Raw genomic sequence first — 17,898 nt, forward strand, 5'->3', positions numbered from 1 at the left:
ACGTTACTGCAACTAACAGAGTAATCGGCGGGAATTCGCCGGCTCCGCGTCGGGAAAGGGGTGCGAGAGCACGTGTCCTCCACCGGCGCTGGTTTGCGGACATGCCCCCTGGGGGAATCCCCGGACATGGTTGAGCATCCGACGGTCGGGGTGGAAGAGGAATTTCTCCTCGTCGATCCCCGCACCGGAGAACCCGTGCCCCGCAATCGTGACGTGGCGAAATACGCCGAACAGCGCGGCCTCGATCTGCAGTTGGAGCTGACCAGCTGCCAAGTGGAGACGACCTCGCCGGTGGTCCACGGTGCTCGAGAGCTCCGCGATGCACTGTCGACACTGCGCGCGGGCGCGGCCCAGGCCGCCGCAGATGCCGGCACCCGACTGCTGGCGGTAGGCCTGCCGCCGACCGTGTCGCAGCGCTTTCCGATCACCGACACCCCGCGGTACCGAGAGATCGCCGAGCGGTTCGGGATGATCGCGCACGAGCAGGGCATCTGCGGATGCCATGTGCACGTCGCCGTCCCGGATCGGGACACCGGTATCGAGGTGAGCAATCGGCTCCGGCCGTGGCTGCCGACTCTGCTGGCATTGTCCGCGAACTCGGCGGTATATCGCAGTGCCGACACCGGGTATGCCAGCTGGCGCAGCGTGCTGTGGGCGCGCTGGCCCAGTGCGGGCCCGCCACCGCATTTCGCCTCGGCCGCGGAGTACGACGCACTGGTCGACATCATGCTCACCTCCGGCGCTGCGCTGGATGACGGCATGGTCTATTGGGACGTGCGTCCGTCGGCGAAGTTTCCGACCGTCGAGGTGCGCGTCGCGGATGTGCCCGCGACGGTCGGTGACACCGTGCTGCTGGCCGCGCTGGTCCGCGCGTTGGTGATGACCGCCCTCGACGATATCGAGCACGGCCGGTCACAGGAGCCCGTCGCAGGGCACGCGTTGGCCGCGGCGTACTGGCGTGCGTCACGAGATGGCTTGGGCGGCTTCGCCGTTGACTTGATCGACAGTCACGCATTGGTGCCCGCGCCGCGCATGCTGGAAGCGCTGCTGGCTCGGGTGACAGGGGCGCTGCAGACCGTTGGGGACTATGACACCGTGACTGCGGAATTACAGCGCGTGCTCGCCGAGGGCAACGGGGCCGGCCGGCAGCTGGCGGCGTGGCGGCGTCGCGGCGAAGTCTCCGACGTCATCGATGAGGTGGCCCGGGCAACGCTGACCGGCCTCGGCTGACCCCCGATCTCCGCGACGGCATGGCCGGGCGATGCCTGTGCGGAAACGCCCAGGCTACCGTGCATGGCTACTATCGACCCAGGGACGGGTGTATCGGGGGATCATGATGGCGTTGCGGTCACGGCTGCAGCAACGCGAGATTCTTGACGGCCTGGTGTTGCGCGAGCCAGTCTTCAGGTACGCGATAGCGGCGTTCGTGCTGGTGTTCGGTGTCGTCGGCGTGCTCTCGCTGGCCTCCACTGATGGGCCGCAGACGCCCGTGGCCAGGGGCGTCGTGCTGGTGGTCTCCCTCACCACACTCCCGGTCGCCATCGCCACCACCCGACTGCACCTCGGTTCTGTGTGGTGGTCGCAGCGCGCGCGTTGGCAACCTGCTCCGACGTTGTTCGTCGCCTATGCCGACACCGGTCTGACGGTGATCCTGGCGTTCCAGAACGCCGCCGCCGCTTTGCTCGGCACCGCATTGTTCGCGGTGGTGGGCGCGTACGCCGCGCACTTTCTCACCGCGGTACCCCGGCTGCTCCATATCGCGGTGTCCAGCATCGTCATCGTCGCGTTCGGCGTCCGGACGGTCGCCGCCGGAGATACCGACCCGCTCGGAGGCATCGGGCAGACGGTGGTCCTGCTGGTTGCCGTCAACGGCACGGTGCTCCTGCACGGTCAGTACACCAGTGAGATCCGTCGGGCGATCGCTCGTAGTCACATGGTTGCCACCACGGATCCGTTGACGCTGCTGGCGAATCGGCGTGCTTTTGATCTGCGTGCGCGACGGCTGATCGAAACCTCGCCGCACGGCGTCGATGTGCTACTTGTCGATGTCGATCACCTCAAGATGATCAATGACAGCCATGGGCATGACCACGGTGACCAGGTGCTGCGGAGGGTGGCTGCCGGCATCATCAGCACGGTGGGAATGTTGGCGGTGTCGGCCAGGTTGGGCGGTGACGAGTTCGGGATCGCCGTGGCGGTTCGGCCGGATCGCACCAAGGAACAAGTGGCCGACGCCCTGCGGCAGCTCCTGTCGCGCGAGGGCATCAGCGTCAGCATCGGTAGCGCCCGAGCTGAAGGCCCGACGCCGACCGGTGAATCGGAAGAGGTGCTGAGCCACCTGCTCAAGACCGCAGACGAGCGGATGTACTCGGGTAAGAGGCGGCAAACGCGCCCCTGACGGATCGCGGCCGGAGGCAGGTCCGGCGGAGCGGCGTCGCCGTATTCGGTGGGGCTTCTCGATGCGATGCCCTGCGCGGCGCGCCCTCGATGGCGCGGTAACACGTTCTTAACTCCCAGGTCTTGCCAGGTCGGGCGGTAGGCGTTAGCTTTCTTCCATTAATACGGACACTGTCCGATCTAATTAGGGAGACATGAATGGCACAACCGGCGCCTCCGGCGCAATCTCTGAACAGCAACTCGATCGGTTTGGTGCCGGGAGTCTTCCAGGCTCTGACGCATATGGGGCCTGCCGCCGGGGTCGCGTCCTCGCTCTTGGTGGCAGTGGCGTTCGCCGGCCCCGCGACGCCGCTGGCGGTTCTTCTCGCACTGATCGTCATTCTCCTGGTGGGCGTGGCAATCGGGTCATTGGCCCGCGTGTTCAGCTCGGCCGGCGGCCTCGCCGACTACGTCGAACAATGCCTCGGCAAGAGGGCGGGAGCCTTCGTCGGATGGCTGTACGCGCCGCTCGAATTGCTCATCGCGCCAATCGTTCTCGTGTTCTTCGGCCAGTTCCTCTCCGGCACCATCAACGCGGCGGCCGGAGTCGACATCCCCTGGTGGGTGTTCGTGATACCCGCGGCTCTATTGGTCTGTCTGCTCAACATTCGCGGCGTCCAGCAGTCCACGGCCACCGGTGTGGTGATGGGCGCGGCGGAGATCGGCACCTTCCTCGTCCTGGCGGTGTGGATGATCGTCGCCGGCGGCCACCACAACACCCTGGCCGTCTTCAATCCCGCGAACGCGCTCGAGCCGGGGTGGACGGGCATCTTCAAGGCCGTCGTCTTCTCGATCCTCGCGTTTCAGGGCTTCGAAACCGCCGCGCCCCTGGCCGAAGAGGTCAAGGATCCGCGCCGCACGATCCCGCGGACCATCATGTACTCGGCAGTGGCATGCGGCGCCTTCTACGTGCTGTGTTCCTATGCGTCGGTGATCGGATGGGGCTTCGACGATATGGCCAACTTCGCGACCGCGGACAGTCCGTGGATCGATCTGGCACACAAGTTCTGGGGCCCCGCCTGGGTGCTCGTCCTGCTCGCCCTGTTCAACAGCTTCCTCGGAAACATCAACGCCGGCACGATCGCCGCGTCCCGAATCGTCTTCGCCTTCGGCCGGATGGGTCGGCTACCGGCCCGCTTCGGCAGCACCCATCCCACCCACGCGACTCCGACCTTCGCCATCTACTTCCAGACGGGAGTGTCGATCATCGTCGCTCTCGGCCTGGGACTCATCCTGGGGCCGGTCACCACGTTCTCGGTGCTCGGAGCGCTCATCACCGTGTTCGCCATCATCATCTACATCATGACCTGCCTCGCCTGCATCAAATACCACCTCACCGACCGCACCGAACGCGGGACGAATATCGTGCTCCATGTGGTGTTCCCCGGGCTGGCAGTCGCAATTCTGTTGGCGCCGCTGTACTTCCAGTTCATCCCGTGGCCGGAATATCCGGGCAACCTCGGTAACATCGCCGCGATCGTCGTCATCGGATGTGCGGCCGCCGCCGCGCTCCTGGCGAACTTCCGCGGCGAGCCGGCGTCGGTGCTCGCCGCCCCGGATCTCTCACCCATTGACATCACCGACGAGAAAGGCTGACTTCCATGGTGGTCTTCGACAGTCCGCAACGGGCCCGGGCGCGTAATCGCCGGCTGGTCCTGGACGTGGTGCACAGCCGGCGAGGTGTCACCCGAGCACAGCTCGGTGCCATCATCAAGCTGTCGAAGACCTCCATCAAGGAAATCTGTGACGACCTCATCGCTGAAGGCCTGCTCGAGGAGTATCAGTCGGAGCCGTCCAAGCGCCAACAAGGCCGTCCCGCACTGAGTCTGAGAATATCGACCACACACGGATGCGTACTCGGAATCGACGTGGGCGCCGACAAGGTCAGTGCCCGAACCGCCACCCTGGACGGCGACGTTCTGGCCGCCAAGGAGGTTCGTACTCGCCGGGAGAAGCCCGACAAGGACTACCTTCTCGGTCTGGTCGGGGAGGCGGTGACGTCGGTTCGCCAGAGTGGCCCTGAGGACAGTTCGGAGTTCCACACCATCGTGGTCAGCACCCCTGGGGTCGTCGACCCTCGCACACACGTGGTCAGCCTCGCCCCACAGATACTCGACTGGGACGGCACGGATTTGCGTGCTGCCTTTGCCGAGTGCCTCGACGTCGAACCGGAGCGGGTGTTCGTCGAACGCCAAACCGACCTGTCGGTGCTCGCCGAGGCCGTGGCCGGGGCGGCGGAGGGTATCGGAACGGTCCTCTACGTGCAGCTCGGCATCGGCATCGGCGGTGGCATCATCGCCAATGGCAGCCCGGTCACGGGGGCCGTCGGCGCCGCCGGAGAACTCGGCTACCTACCGCTGAGCTTCGGTGATGACCCGCCCGCCGGAAGCGGAATCGGCGCATGGGAGTGGGCAGCCGGCGGACGGGCCTGGGCCCGACATGGGCGGGCCGCTGCCACCGAGCCAGGCGGTTCTCGACTGCGGGAGCTCGCGGGTGGTAACCCGGATGAGGTCGACGCCGAGGTCGTGTTCCGGGGCATCCGCGAAGGCGACCAGGCCTCACTTGCGGTGTTCCGCTGCATGACTCATCGAATCGCGGCGGGCATCGCAGCCGCGGTGTGCGTCATCAACCCCGAATGCGTGCTGATCGCCGGTGGTCTGTCCAAGGGTGGCGAGATGCTCTTGGACGCACTGCGCGACGAACTCGATCAACTCGTGCCGATCATGCCCGACGTGCGGCTGGCCGCGTTCGGCGGCGATGGCGGCGTCACCGGCGCGCTCTACAAGGCGACCGAACGCGCCTTCGATGCACTCAATCCCATGCCCTGACGGTCTCGACCCGACGACCGTCCCTCATGACAAAGGAGTACTTTCATGCAAACTCTGTCCAAGCGCGCGCTGCTGGAATGGTGCGCGATTCCCGCGGACGAGCTGACGACCCATCCCGCCCGCCGGATCCCGTTCCGGATGGTCGAGGACAGGACCGAGATGGGCCGCGTCATGGCCCAGGAGTTCGTCGACGCGGTCGTGCAGGCTCAGCACGAAGGACGCAGTTTTCGGATGATCCTGCCGTGCGGACCGATGGCGTGGATGGAGCCGTTTGCCCGAATCGTCAACGCCGACAAGGTGAGTCTGCGCAATCTCGAGGTGTTCCACATGGACGAATGTCTGGATTGGCAAGGTCTGGAGATCTCGCGCGATCATCCGTACAGCTTCCGTGGAACCATGGAGCGCGAGTTCTACGGTGCGATCGACGCTGCCCTGCTGCCGGCAGTGGAGCAGCGTCACTGGCTGACACCGGACACCTGTGCCGCCATGTCGGCCGAACTGATCGAGAATCCCGCCGACCTCGCCTACGGCGGTTGGGGACAGGACGGTCACGTGGCCTACAACCAGGCGCGGCGCAACCCGTTCAGTGAGATCTCGGTGGACGACCTGCGGAATTCGACAGCGCGAATCCAGGACAACAATGTCGACACGATCATCGCGCTCTCGCAGCGAACCCTGGGCGGCGCTTACCAATTCGTCCCGCCGATGTCGGTGACACTCGGCATGCGCGAGATTCTGGCGGCCCGCCGGGTGCGTCTGTTCAGCGATACCGGTGCGTGGAAGCAGACCGCGCTGCGGGTGGCGCTGTTCGGCGACCCCACCGCGGAGTATCCCGTCACCCTGCTGCAGGGCCACCCCGATGCGATGCTCACGGCAACCAAAGAGACTGCACAGCACCCGATCTCGCTGAACCCAGGCTGGGTGACCGCGCTGTGACCGGTATCCACCGACGCCGATGCGACATCGTGATCGGCACCGGCGGGCTGGGAGTCGGCACGGCCTTGGTGCTGGAGGGCGACCACACTCTCGGACGCGAAGAGAGCAGGGCTGCCCGGTTGGTCGACACACAGGACCGCTGCAAGCTGCACATCATCCTGCATTACGTCGCCCGGCTGGCGGACCGACGACTGCGGGTCGTTCCGGTGGGCAGCGTGGGCGATGATGCCGCCGGCAAGACCGTGTTGGCCGAACTTGCCGCCGAGGGGATGGACGTCTCGTACGTCGCCACGGATCACACGCGACCGACACTGAGCTCCGTCTGCTTCAGCTATCCCAACGGCGATGGCGGCAACCTGACCCTCACCGATACCGCCAGTTCGGTCGTCGGGCCGGCGGACATCGACGCCACCTCCTCGTTGTTCGCTCAGTATGCCGACCACGGGATCGTGCTTGCCGCACCCGAGGTACCCATGGCTGCGCGCATCGCGTTGCTGGAGTTGGCGACCCGACACGGCTTCGGGCGCTTCGCATCGTTCCTGTCCGGTGAGATCCGCCAGGCGTACACCGACGGCGTGCTGGGCTTGGTGGATGTGCTCTCCATCAACATCGATGAAGCGGCCGTCCTCGTCGGGGTGAAATTCGCTGTACTGAAAGAGAATACGAGCGCGGTGGTGGACCAGGCGGTCGGTCTTCTGGTCGGCAGGTATCCGGGGTTGAGCTTCTGCATCACGGCGGGCCGGTCGGGCAGCTGGGTATGGGACGGTGCGGTGCTACACCACCAGGCGCCTCGCACCGTCGCGGCGAAGAACACCGCCGGGGCCGGTGACGCGCATCTCGCGGGATTGATCCTCGGCACGGTGGCTGGGCTGAGCCTGGTCCCCGCCAACGCGCGGGCGACGGCGTTGTCGGCGCTGAGTGTGACGAGTCCGGACACCATCAACACCGATATCGACAGGCAGAACTGCGTGATCTTCGAACAGTCGGCGCCGGCCGGCACCGACCAGGTGACAGCCACATGATGTCCAGCAGCGCGATACAGGAGTTCGGGGTCACCGCGGACGGCACCCAGGTCCATCGGGGAATCCTCGAGAACCAGACCGGGATGCGGGTCGCGATCCTGTCCTTCGGGGGGATCATCCAGCGCCTCGAAGTTCCGGGCAATGACGGGGACACGGCGAATGTCGTCCTGGGCTACGACGAACTGAGCTCCTACGAAGCCGATGAGTACTATCTGGGCGCCATCGTAGGGCGTTGCGCCAACCGGATTCTCGATGGCAGCTTCACCCTGGGCGGGGTGACCTACCAGCTGGACCGCAACGATCCCTTCGGCACCATGCACGGCGGCAGCGCCAGTCTGGACAAGCGTGTGTGGACGATGGAAGCCGTGGACAGCCCGCACGCGTGCGGCCTCGAATTGACCATCACCAGCTGCGACGGCGACAACGGCTTCCCCGGCAACGTCACGATCACGGCGCGCTACGAATTGCTGCGTGACGCCAACGTCCTGCGGCTCGGGTTCGAAGCGACCACCGATGCGCCCACCATCATGAACATGACCGGGCACAGTTACTTCAACCTCGCCGGTGAGGGTTCGGGAAGCGCGGGGGAGCACCTGTTGACGGTGGATGCCGACGCCTACCTGCCCGTCACGGCCGAGTTGGTTCCGACCGGGCAGTTCGAGCAGGTCGACGGTACCCCCTTCGACTTTCGCGCACCCCGACGGATCTCCGAACGGATCCGGACCGGGCATGAGCAGTTGCGCCTGGGACGTGGCTACGACCACAACTTCGTCCTCCGTAAACCGTTGGACGGCAGCCGATTCGCCAGGGCGGCGCACCTCGTCGAGCCCGAGTCGGGGCGGGCGCTCGAGGTGTGGACCACCGAACCCGGACTCGACGTCTACACCGGCAACTTCCTGGATGCCAGCGTCGTCGGAGCCGGCGGTCGTATCTACCGTCAGGGCGATGCCATTGCGCTGGAACCGGAGCACTTCGCCGATTCGCCCAATCGCCCGGAGTTCCCGTCGGTCGAACTGCACCCGGGTGAGGTGTACCGCAGCCAGACCGAGTACCGGTTCGGCACCGTGGGGGCCGCCGCGGCAGGGGTGCCGGCATGAGCACCGAAGCGGCCATCGCCGAGGCTCGCGATGAATTGGCGCTCCTGCACCAGGATTTGGTGCGCAACGGTCTGGTGGTGTGGACCGCAGGCAATGTGTCGAGCCGAGTACCGGGCGCTGACCTGATGGTCATCAAGCCGAGCGGCGTGTCCTATGACCACCTCGGTCCCGAGGATATGGTCGTGTGCACGCTGGATGGCCGGGTCGTTCCCGGTTCGGTGGGATCGCACCGCTCCCCGTCGAGCGATACCGCGGCACACGCCTATGTCTACCGGCATATGCCCGAGGTGGGCGGGATCGTGCATACCCATTCGACCTATGCCGTCGCCTGGGCCGCACGTGGCGAGCCCATCCCGTGCGTCATCACCGCGATGGCCGACGAGTTCGGTGGTCCGATCCCGGTCGGCCCGTTCGCGGTGATCGGCGACGATTCCATCGGACGCGGCATCGTCGAGACGCTCACCGGACACCGCAGCCGGGCGGTGTTGATGCGCAACCACGGACCGTTCACCGTCGGGACCAACGCGCAGGACGCCGTCAAAGCCGCGGTGATGCTCGAAGATGTGGCCAGGACCGTGCATATCGCGCGTCAGTTCGGTGAACCCGATCCCCTTCCCGACACTGCCATCGACCGGCTCTTCGACCGATATCAGCACGTCTACGGACAACAGCCTTGAGTCCCCGGCGCCGACGGGTGGCTACCTAGTAGGCCGCCAGGATCGGCTCCAACTCGGCAGGGGTGGCGCCGTGAAGTATCACGCCATCGGCGCCCAGGGCCAGTTGTTCCCGGATGGTGGCGACACAGGCTGGCGCACTACCCGTGGCTGCCGGTGCCGTCCAGTCCGGGGGGAGAAGGGTCGCGATGTGTTCGAGTTTGTCGATGGGCGTGGTCGGACTGTCGATCGCCTGTAGCCCACCCTCGTAGAAGCTCTTGACCACCGCGTCGTCGCGGAAGCGTTGCAGGACTGCGGGATCCCAGCGGTTCGTGCGGACCATCAGGTCGCCGTAGCCCTGCAGATAGGTGGCCAGCCGCCCGACGAGCTTTCGCAGCCGCATCTCCTCGGGGATGTGGTCACCGATGGTGGCCAGGCAGGACCACACCTTGACGTCATCCGGATTGCGGCCGGCGCGTTCGGCGCTGGACTTCACCGTCTGGACGCATCGAGCCAGGGTCTCGTCGGTGAAGAAGGTGTGCAGGATGACCTGGTCCATCACCCGGCCGGCCAACTCCAGTGAGTTCGGCGCGAAGGCCACCATGCCCATCGGGATGTCGACGTCGTAGTCCTGGCCCAGTCGCAGGAGGGGGTAGTGCCCCATCGGGCCGTCGTGGCCGACGACGGTTTCCCCGCGGAAGAGCCTGCGCATGACGCCGACGAAGTCCTCCATCTGCGCGGTCGTGATGCGGGGCATGCCGAAGGCATCCTGAAGCGGTGGTACTCCGCGTCCGATACCCAAGGTGAAGCGGCCGTTGCTCATCCCGTGCATCGTGAGCGCGTATGCCGCGGTGACCATGGGGTGGCGGGTGTTGTGGTTGGTCGCGCCGGTGGCGATGCCGATGTGCTCAGAGGCCGCGGCGGCCGCGCCGGACAGTGTGCACGCTTCCTTGGTGTTGAAACGTTCGGAGATGAACACGTGCCCAAGGCCCATGGCTTCGGCCTGCCGAACCTCGTCGATCAGCACCCGCGGCGATTCGGGTTGTCCGCCAAGGGTGTAGAAGCCCAGTTCCGGTCTGATGGTCGTGCTCATGCGTTCCTCTCCGTGGCGAGTTCAGGCCACCGATCGTGGTCATACGTGCAGGGGTTCCACACTTCGACGATTCGACCCTCGAAGACCCGGAACACCTCGATCGCGGCGATGAAGTCGGGGGTGTCGTCGTGGTTGACGATGTCCGCCTGGTACACGATCGAGCAGAGGTCGCCCTCGGCGACGATCTGCACGAGCGTGAAGTGCACGTTCTGCACCGTGGCCCACAAATCCCGGACGCGTGTCACCGCCTGCTCGTGCGTCAGTACGGTCCGACCGCCCGGCGTGTTCCGGATGATCTCCGCACCGATGATCTGGTCGGCCACCGCGTAGTTCTGGTCGTTCCAGAGCTCGTAGTTGTAGCGTTCGACGACCGTCCGCGGACTCGCCGCCCGGTCGCTCACCGCCCGGCCATCGACGGCTGTTTACGACGAAGATCGCGCGCCAGCAGACTGGTCAGTGCGCGCGGGCCGTCGACGAGGTACGAGCTGAGACCGATGCGCCGGGGCAGTCGTACGGACAGCCGCCCGTTCTCGATGGCAGCCAGCGTGGCACCGGTGATCTCTGCCGGCGTGATCAATCTGCTCAGGTGCAGCCGGTACATCCGCTGCACCAACGCGGTGAAGACCGCGTCGGTGCGCCCCTTCTCCATCAGACCGGTGTCGGCCACCTCACCGATCTCCACCTTGGTGAAACCGACCGGGCTGTTATGGAACTCGGCGGCCAGATTGGCCGTGAGATGGGTGATGAACGCCTTGGTGGCCGCGTAGACGGCCAGATTGGGCGGGCAGATCAGGCCGCCGATGGACGACACGTTGACCACGTGGCCGCGCCCCCGGGCGACCATGCGCGGGACAGCCTGGCGCTGTAGTTCGACCACTGCCCGGACGTTCAGATCCAGAATGAAATCCAACGTTTCGGCGGTCATCTCGTCGAAGCGTCCGATTTTCTCGTCGCCGGCGTTGTTGACCAGGATGTCGATGGGACCGTCGGCCTCGACGCGATCGAGCAGGCCCCGAACGGCCTCGTGATCGGTGAGATCGGTGGGGTATGCCTTGGCGCCGAGCTCCTCGGTCAACGCGAACAACTCGTCGGACGGGCGGGCGACCAAGGCCAGCGTCGCACCGGCTCGTCGCAGTCCGCGGGCCAGGTCGGCACCGATTCCTCTGCTGGCGCCGGTGACGAGCGCGCGGCTGCCCGCGATCTTCAATCGATGTGTAACCATGACCACATTCTTACTTGCTTGTGCGCAAGTTAACAACTACTTTTCTAACATGACTTCAATAATCTCGCGTTTCCCTCGCTCGGCCGATGAGCTGACCGCCGATTGGCTGACCGACGTCCTTGCCTCGGCACAGGCCATCGCGCCGGGATCACGCATCAGAGGCCTTCGCGTGGAGCGAATCGCCGAAGGAGTCGGCTTCGCATCCTTCCTGTACCGAGCCCATCTGGACGTCGACGGTGCCGGCCCGGCCACGGTCATCATCAAATGGCCGACCGACTACCCCGCCTATCTCGAACTGGCCAAGTCGATTCACCTCTACGACCGTGAGGTCGCCTTCTACAGCGAGGTGGCACCCGTGGCCCCGATCAGCGCGCCGCGTAACTACTTCGCCGCAATCGAGAACGACAGCACCGACTTCGTCATCGTCATGGAAGACCTTGCGGGGCTGGAGAATGCCGACCACCTCGCGGGGTTGAGCATCGACCGCGCCCAGGCGGTACTGGACGAGCTCGCGTATTTCCACGCCTGGGGCTGGCGTATGAAACCCGCAGCCACCAAGAATCCAGCCTTCCTGCCGATCGACGACGCGCGCATGGCGGGCCTGTTCGGCGTGGGCGCCGCCGCCGGCTGGCCGATCTACGTCGAGCATGGACGGGCCGGTGCCCCAGTGGGATTGGCCGAGCTGATTCAGCAGTACTCCACCCTGGCACCCGATCTGCTCGGCGCGCTCACTGAGCCGGCCACGCTGATCAACGGCGATCTGCGGGCCGACAACCTCTTCTTCAGTGACTCGGGCCCGCACGTCACCGTCGACTATCAGTTCGCCGGCCGCGGCTGCGGAATGTGGGACGTGGCCTATCTCGTCGGCCAGGGGCTCACCCCCGAGGAGCGGGACGGGCGGGAGCGGGAGCTGGTCGCCCGATACGTCGATACTCTCGCCGGGTTGGGCGTCGACTACCCGTTCGACCGGGCGTGGCAACAGTTCCAGATCGCCGTCGTGGCGCAGATCGCTCTGCCGCTGCTCGCCATGATCTCCTGGGAGACGCTCAATCCCAGAGGCCAAGAGCTGCTTCAGGTTCTGATGGAACGCAGCTTTGCGGTCATCGCCGACACCGACGCGGTGCAGGCCGTGCGAGCATTGTCGACCACCACCTGAGTGGCGGGGCAGGCTGCCCTCACGCCGATCCGGACAACCTTGCGGCGACCCGGTCGTGCCAGCGTGTCAACACCGCTTCGAAGTCGACGGTGCGCGAGTCCAGAATCCACGCGTAGGCGTAGCCGATACCGGTGGCCATCAGCTCTGAACCGACCTCGTCGGCATCACGATGATCGGAGATGGAGCCATCGGCCTGACCCTCGACGACCGCCTTGCGGATACCATCTGCCAGCTGTACGAGCCAGGCCCGAATCCGGCTGCGAAGGACGTCGTGGTCATGCAGCGCTTCGAAATTCAGACTCAACACCGCGCGCAGCAGACGCGGATCCTCGGCCGCGAAATCGCGCAAGGCCAGGATCGGGGCCAGCGCGCGTTGTAGACCTGAGGTGTCGGGCTCGCGCGGCACATCGATGCGGCCCTCGTAGTCGCGCAGGATCACTTCGAGCAGCGCCTCTTTCGACCCGAACCGCTCCCGCACCATCGCACGGCTGTACCCGGCCCGGATCCCGATCTCCTGGGCGGTGGTATTGCTGTAGCCCTTCTCCGCGATCAGCTCGATGGCGGCTTCTGCCAACCGCCGCGAGGACTCCTCGACGCGTTCGCGCTGCGACCGCCGCGAGGGCGTACTCACCGCGCCACCTGTGAAGCTGCGCCGGCATTATGCCCCTGGCGCTTCGAGCGTCGACCTGCCGCGACCTGCGGGCCACCTCGGATGTGCACGTTCCCGAGTTTAGAGCGCAACGAACTCGCTGTGCGGGAGGGAACGTCCGCGGGTGGTCGGAACGCCACCCGCTGCCGACCGTGCGGTCACGGTCAGGAATTGACCCACTCGACGACCTCGTCGAGCGGGGCGCGCGTGGTGCGGTAGCTGTCGGACGGGTGGTCGAGGTCGGGGTAGCCGAAGGAAATGCCACAGACGACGGTACGGTCCGGCGTGAGGCCGAGTTCCTTGCGGAGCGCGTCGGGGTACATCGCCAGGGCGGCTTGGGCGATGCTGCCGACTCCGCGTGCGGCCGCAGCCAGCAGGAAGTTGTTGACGTAGCCGCCGCAGTCGACCGCACCATAAGGCCCCAGTGCTTCATCGGTGTGGATGATCGCCACGTGCGGTGCACCGAAGAAGGTGAAGTTCTGCAGCGTTTGCTCCGTCTGACGCTGGTGATCGCCGCGTTCGATACCCAGGGCGTTGTACAGCTGGTGCCCACTCTCACGCCGGCGGTCGCGATGGACGCCGCGGTACTCGCGAGGAAACGCGATGTCGGGCGTTGCGGTGTGACCGCTCGACGCTGCGGTGTACAGCGCAGCGCGGAGGCGATCGGTTCCTGCGCCGCTGGCGACCGCCACCTGCCAGGATTGGCTGTTGCACCAGGATGCCGTCAACTGTGCAGTGGACAGAATCTCGCGGATCGTCTGTTCGGCAACGGGTTCCGGGCGAAACGCACGACAACTCACGCGGACGGCCAACAGGTGGGTGAGTGTGGTCGCCGCATCGGCTGGTAACCGCTCGGCCCGGCGGGATGCGACGATGGAGTCGATGTCGTTGGTCAATGTGCTTGTCCTTCAACGCGTGGGGAGCACGTTGACAATAGCGACTTCGGTCTGGGGTGCCGGTGGTGGTGTGCGCAGTCGCCGATCACCGATCGGCAGGTTTCGAATATGTGTTAAATTGCGCTGTTGGTCGGATAGCGGGTTGACCCGGCATTCACGCGTTGAGGGGAGCTCGGCATGAGCGAGCACGATCTAGCGGACTACGTCGTGGTCGGGGCGGGGTCCGCCGGATCCATCCTCGCAAGTCGGCTCTGCGCGGCCGGAGCCAGTGTGATTCTCCTTGAGGCGGGCGGCACCGATCGACGTCCGGACGTGGCCCTGCCCCTGGGGATTGTCACGCTCTACGCGACGGCCAACTGGAAATACCCCACCGCACCCGAACCGAGCAGGGACGGGAAGACGGGCGCCTTCGCCAGCGGGCGAATCGTCGGGGGCAGTGGATCCATCAATGCCATGGTCTACGCCCGGGGACGGCGAGCCGACTACGACAGCTGGGCGCAAGCGGGCGCGACCGGCTGGTCCTACCCTGAGGTGCTCCCATACTTCAAGGCGCTGGAGAACTGGGTCGAGGGTCCCGACGACTATCGCGGCGGTTGCGGTCCCATCGCGGTCTCGTGGTGCGGCCATCACCACGAGATCGATGACGCGTTCATTCAGGCAGCGGTGGATGCCGGTCATCGGCGTAACCCGGATCCGAACGGCGCGGACCAGGTCGGGGTGGCGCGCAGTCAGGTCAACCAACGGCGTGGCTACCGCAGCTCGTCGGGTCGGGAATTCCTGCGCGGCCTGCCCCGTGAACAGCGCCCACGTGTCCTGACGCGCACCACGGTGACACGGGTGATCGTCGAGAACGGGCGCGCGGTCGGGGTGCAGGTCGGCGATCGTGTCATTCGGGCGCGCCAAGAGGTCGTGGTGTGCGCCGGCGCGATCGGCTCTGCCGCGCTTCTGATGAATTCCGGCATCGCCGCGGGCGGCAGCGTGGCCGACCTGCCGGGGGTGGGGGAGAACTTCCACGACCATCTCGTCGTCACGCAACGCTGGGCCTCGAAGGTGCCGACGATCAACACCATGGGCCCGGTGCGTCTTGCCAAGGCGGTTCGCACTTTCCGCGCTCGCGGTGAGGGTCCGTTGACGACCACACCCTTTGAGGCCCAGCTCTTCACCGAGGATTTCCAGATTGCGGTGACTCCGGCCAGCTATGAGCTCAATCCGGTGAGCGGCCGGGCCAAGTTGAAGCGTTCCGATGCGTTCACGGCCTACACGGTGGTGATGCATCCCGAGGGCCGGGGGAGGGTGCGCGTCCGGGGCGGCAAACCCCATATCGAGTTCGACCGGTTGGGCCGGGCCGAAGATGTGCGAAAGCTGTTGGAGGGTGCAGAACTCACCCGTGACCTCGTCGAGTCTCAGTCAGCCATGCGCGGGATCACCGGCGCCCCGCTCAACCCGTTCGGCGGCGACGCGCGGCGTTGGCTCGCCACCGCCGAGAGCAGCATCTACCACGCGGTCGGCACGTGTCGGATGGGAACTGACGACGGCGCGGTCGTCGGTCCCGATCTGCGTGTGCGCGGAGTCGACGGGCTGCGCGTCGCGGATGCGTCGGTGATCCCGGCCATCACCTCTGGCAACACCAACGCGCCCACCATGATGATCGCCCTGCGCGCAGCCGATCTCATTCTCGACCGCCCGGATCTCACCCGCTGACCGATCGATCGCGGGAGGTCTCGGCAGGTACCGCGCTCACTACACTGCGAACATGATCACCCCAGGCGGTGCCGGAGAATCCCTTCAGCGCCGGATGAAGGACCGGATGCTGTCTGAGGTCGCCGAGATGGCAACGCAGTTGTTCCTCGCCAAGGGTTTCGATGAGACGACGGTCGACGAGATATGCGCGGCGGCGGGCTTGTCCCGGCGCAGCTTCTTTCGCTATTTCAAGACCAAGGAAGACATCGTGATCTCGCAGCTGCCGGTGTTGTCCGATATCGGCTGTGAGGTTTTTCTGTCCCGGCCGCCCGACGAGGATGTCTGGACCGCACTTCGGCACAGCCTGACCCCGTTCGTGGAGTGGGTCGACGAAGATCATGCGCGCGCGTTGGCGTTTCTGGCGCTGATCGAGAAGTCGCCGACTCTGCGTTTTCGCTACCTTGATCGCGTCGATCGATGGCAGGCCGGCCTCGTCGCCGCGGCTCGCACCAGACTCGCCCATTCCGGAAACGACCTGTATCTGCCGGTGATCGTCGCCGCGGCCACTGGTGCGTATCGGGCTGCCGGAAAGATCTGGGCGCAGTCTGGCGGAGGCGATTCGATTTCGGCGTTGTTCGATGAAGCGTTCGCGGCCCTCGCACCTGCGCCATACCCAGATCGGGGTCGCTGACACCGGCCCGGCGATGCGGTCGTGACGACTCACGCTGGCATTCGCTGCCGCCACGGGCTAATCTGGCACTCGGTGCCAACTTGGCATCAGGAGGCGCGCGGTTGCCGGCGACGAGAAAGAGGACCACGGGGAATGCTCACCGCACAGGAGCGGGCAGTTCGGATTCGAGGCCAACGCGAGGCGCAGCCCGAGATCTACGGTTCGATCGACTTCGACACGATGCCGCTGCGCTTCACCACCGATCCGGACGTTCCGGCTCAGATGCGAGACGAACTGGCCGATCAGCGTCCACGGCTACTCGCCAACGCCGAGTTGGTATCGGTGGTCGCGGACTACACGCTGCTCGGGGATCGCGTCGGCGATGCATATGCCGGGCTGATGTTCGAGTACGGATTCAAGCGTCTGGTCGACATGCTGGTCGAGGCCTGCGACAAGGGTATAGATCAAGTCGACGGTGCCCCAAAGGAATTGGTCGATTTCATCGAGGACATGGAAAGTGTCCCGGAGTGGATCGACCTGGATCTGGTGGAGCGCGGTGCGCGTCTGGAACGCAATGCCACCGCCCACGTGTTGCCCTACGTCATCCGCGGCGGTCTGCTCGGAACGTTCGTCAACAAGTACGCGGCGCTGCCGATGGCCGTGACGGGTGCGTTCAGTGAACGAACGTCGGGCAAGCGGGTCAAGGAGACGGCGGCGTTCTTCGTCTCGTCGGTTCTGCCCGGCGCTCTCGCGCGCGACGGGTACAGCTTCAAGAGTGCGGCGATGGTGCGGTTGATGCATTCGATGGTCCGGATCAATGTCATGCGTAAGGGCCGTTGGGACAGTGCCGAATACGGTGTGCCGATCCCGCAGGCCGATCAGATGCCGGCGGGTAACGCGGCGATGTTCGCATTGGCGTTGAAGATCGTGGGTAAGGGTCGCCGCGAATTCACCGCGGACGAACGGGCCCGCGTGGAGTTCTATCGGTACCGATGCTTCCTGCTGGGTCTGCCCGAGGAGTTGTTGCCCACCACGCCACAGGAAATCGTGGATGTGATGGCGACCCGCCACGCGACGCTGCGGGCCGGGTGGGACGACGACACCTGCGGCCGTCTGGTGGCCGGCACCATGGGTGCCCGATTCGAGCCGGAGGACTCGCTGAGCACCCGTATCCGGGAACCGTTCGAGCGCAGCCTCAGCAAGCTGTTCTTCATCCGCACCTACATCAGCGGCGACACCGCCAGGGCTGCCAAGATGGGCGTGATCGTCACCCGCGCGGATCGTGTCCGTGCAACCGCCGCGCTCCTGTATGTCGTGGCGCGGATGCTGCCGTATGCGATCGCCGAGCGCGTGCCCTATCTCAGTGACCTTGCCGACCGCCGCCTCACCCGGAAGGTGTCCAGCTTGCTCGAGCGCTACAGCGGCGCCGAGTTCCGTACCGATGCGACCACGTACCAGCCCACGCCGGGGGCGCACCAGCTCCGCACCGAAGGCGCGTAGTGGCCTGATGCGGAGGTCGCGGTGGCCTCGGCGGGCACCGTCACCATCGCATAGCTTTCG

17 protein-coding genes are annotated in these 17,898 nt (G+C 65.8%); 12 read left to right on the plus strand and 5 right to left on the minus strand.

Going from position 1 to position 17,898, the window contains the following annotated elements:
* The first annotated feature begins 126 nt into the window (after positions 1–126).
* The 8 genes from QN239_RS06825 to QN239_RS06860 all read left to right on the plus strand — a co-directional run bounded on the left by QN239_RS06825 (position 127) and on the right by QN239_RS06860 (position 8,996).
* Positions 127–1,230, plus strand: coding sequence for a glutamate--cysteine ligase 2 (locus QN239_RS06825; RefSeq protein WP_499008913.1), 1,104 nt, complete (start codon positions 127–129; stop codon positions 1,228–1,230).
* A gap of 103 nt (positions 1,231–1,333) precedes the next feature.
* Complete coding sequence (locus QN239_RS06830; protein ID WP_499008914.1) at positions 1,334–2,398, plus strand: GGDEF domain-containing protein; 1,065 nt, start codon at positions 1,334–1,336, stop codon at positions 2,396–2,398.
* Positions 2,399–2,595: 197 nt separating this feature from the next.
* Entirely contained in the window at positions 2,596–4,032 is a 1,437-nt protein-coding gene (locus tag QN239_RS06835; protein ID WP_499008916.1) for an APC family permease, read from the plus strand.
* Between the two features lie 5 nt (positions 4,033–4,037).
* On the plus strand, positions 4,038–5,264 hold the full coding sequence (locus tag QN239_RS06840) for an ROK family transcriptional regulator (RefSeq protein WP_267292684.1): 1,227 nt from the start codon (positions 4,038–4,040) through the stop codon (positions 5,262–5,264).
* 45 nt (positions 5,265–5,309) lie between these two features.
* Positions 5,310–6,200 carry a 6-phosphogluconolactonase gene (locus QN239_RS06845; protein ID WP_499008918.1) on the plus strand — a complete coding sequence of 297 codons (891 nt, stop codon included), beginning with the start codon at positions 5,310–5,312 and terminating at the stop codon, positions 6,198–6,200.
* Entirely contained in the window at positions 6,197–7,222 is a 1,026-nt protein-coding gene (locus QN239_RS06850; RefSeq protein ID WP_499008920.1) for a carbohydrate kinase family protein, read from the plus strand. Before QN239_RS06845 ends, QN239_RS06850 begins: the two co-directional genes overlap by 4 nt.
* On the plus strand, positions 7,219–8,319 hold the full coding sequence (locus QN239_RS06855) for an aldose epimerase family protein (protein WP_499008922.1): 1,101 nt from the start codon (positions 7,219–7,221) through the stop codon (positions 8,317–8,319). Before QN239_RS06850 ends, QN239_RS06855 begins: the two co-directional genes overlap by 4 nt.
* Positions 8,316–8,996, plus strand: a complete 681-nt coding sequence (locus tag QN239_RS06860) for an L-ribulose-5-phosphate 4-epimerase (protein WP_499008924.1) — start codon at positions 8,316–8,318, stop codon at positions 8,994–8,996. The genes QN239_RS06855 and QN239_RS06860 overlap by 4 nt, the downstream gene beginning before the upstream one ends.
* A 25-nt stretch (positions 8,997–9,021) precedes the next feature.
* Here QN239_RS06860 and QN239_RS06865 read toward each other — a convergent pair whose 3' ends face one another.
* From QN239_RS06865 to QN239_RS06875, 3 genes are read right to left on the minus strand one after another with little or no spacing between them, the layout of a single operon-like run.
* Positions 9,022–10,065, minus strand: a complete 1,044-nt coding sequence (locus QN239_RS06865; RefSeq protein ID WP_499008926.1) for a TIGR03857 family LLM class F420-dependent oxidoreductase — start codon at positions 10,063–10,065, stop codon at positions 9,022–9,024.
* Positions 10,062–10,466 carry a nuclear transport factor 2 family protein gene (locus tag QN239_RS06870; protein WP_499008928.1) on the minus strand — a complete coding sequence of 135 codons (405 nt, stop codon included), beginning with the start codon at positions 10,464–10,466 and terminating at the stop codon, positions 10,062–10,064. Before QN239_RS06870 ends, QN239_RS06865 begins: the two co-directional genes overlap by 4 nt.
* Positions 10,463–11,287: an SDR family NAD(P)-dependent oxidoreductase gene (locus QN239_RS06875; RefSeq protein ID WP_499008930.1), complete on the minus strand. Its 825-nt coding sequence runs from the start codon at positions 11,285–11,287 to the stop codon at positions 10,463–10,465. Before QN239_RS06875 ends, QN239_RS06870 begins: the two co-directional genes overlap by 4 nt.
* A gap of 49 nt (positions 11,288–11,336) precedes the next feature.
* On the opposite strand from QN239_RS06875, the gene QN239_RS06880 reads away from it, so the two are divergent.
* A complete protein-coding gene (locus QN239_RS06880) occupies positions 11,337–12,443 on the plus strand; it encodes a phosphotransferase (protein WP_499008932.1) in 1,107 nt (368 codons plus the stop codon).
* Positions 12,444–12,462: 19 nt separating this feature from the next.
* Here the strand turns inward: QN239_RS06880 and QN239_RS06885 are convergent, their stop codons facing one another.
* Together QN239_RS06885 and QN239_RS06890 are read right to left on the minus strand one after the other, a co-directional pair.
* Positions 12,463–13,074, minus strand: coding sequence for a TetR/AcrR family transcriptional regulator (locus QN239_RS06885; protein ID WP_499008934.1), 612 nt, complete (start codon positions 13,072–13,074; stop codon positions 12,463–12,465).
* 182 nt (positions 13,075–13,256) lie between these two features.
* Entirely contained in the window at positions 13,257–13,988 is a 732-nt protein-coding gene (locus tag QN239_RS06890) for a nitroreductase (RefSeq protein ID WP_499008936.1), read from the minus strand.
* Positions 13,989–14,165: 177 nt separating this feature from the next.
* Here QN239_RS06890 and QN239_RS06895 point away from each other — a divergent pair, with 177 nt between their 5' ends.
* From QN239_RS06895 to QN239_RS06905, 3 genes are all read left to right on the plus strand, one after another.
* Positions 14,166–15,689 (plus strand): GMC family oxidoreductase, encoded by a 1,524-nt coding sequence (locus QN239_RS06895; RefSeq protein ID WP_499008937.1) that lies wholly within the window; start codon positions 14,166–14,168, stop codon positions 15,687–15,689.
* Between the two features lie 52 nt (positions 15,690–15,741).
* Positions 15,742–16,359: a TetR family transcriptional regulator gene (locus QN239_RS06900; protein WP_499008939.1), complete on the plus strand. Its 618-nt coding sequence runs from the start codon at positions 15,742–15,744 to the stop codon at positions 16,357–16,359.
* 132 nt (positions 16,360–16,491) lie between these two features.
* Entirely contained in the window at positions 16,492–17,838 is a 1,347-nt protein-coding gene (locus QN239_RS06905; protein WP_499008941.1) for an oxygenase MpaB family protein, read from the plus strand.
* The last annotated feature ends 60 nt before the right edge of the window (positions 17,839–17,898 follow it).

Source organism: Mycolicibacterium sp. Y3 (assembly GCF_051188035.1).
Classification (GTDB): Bacteria; Actinomycetota; Actinomycetes; order Mycobacteriales; family Mycobacteriaceae; genus Mycobacterium; species Mycobacterium fluoranthenivorans.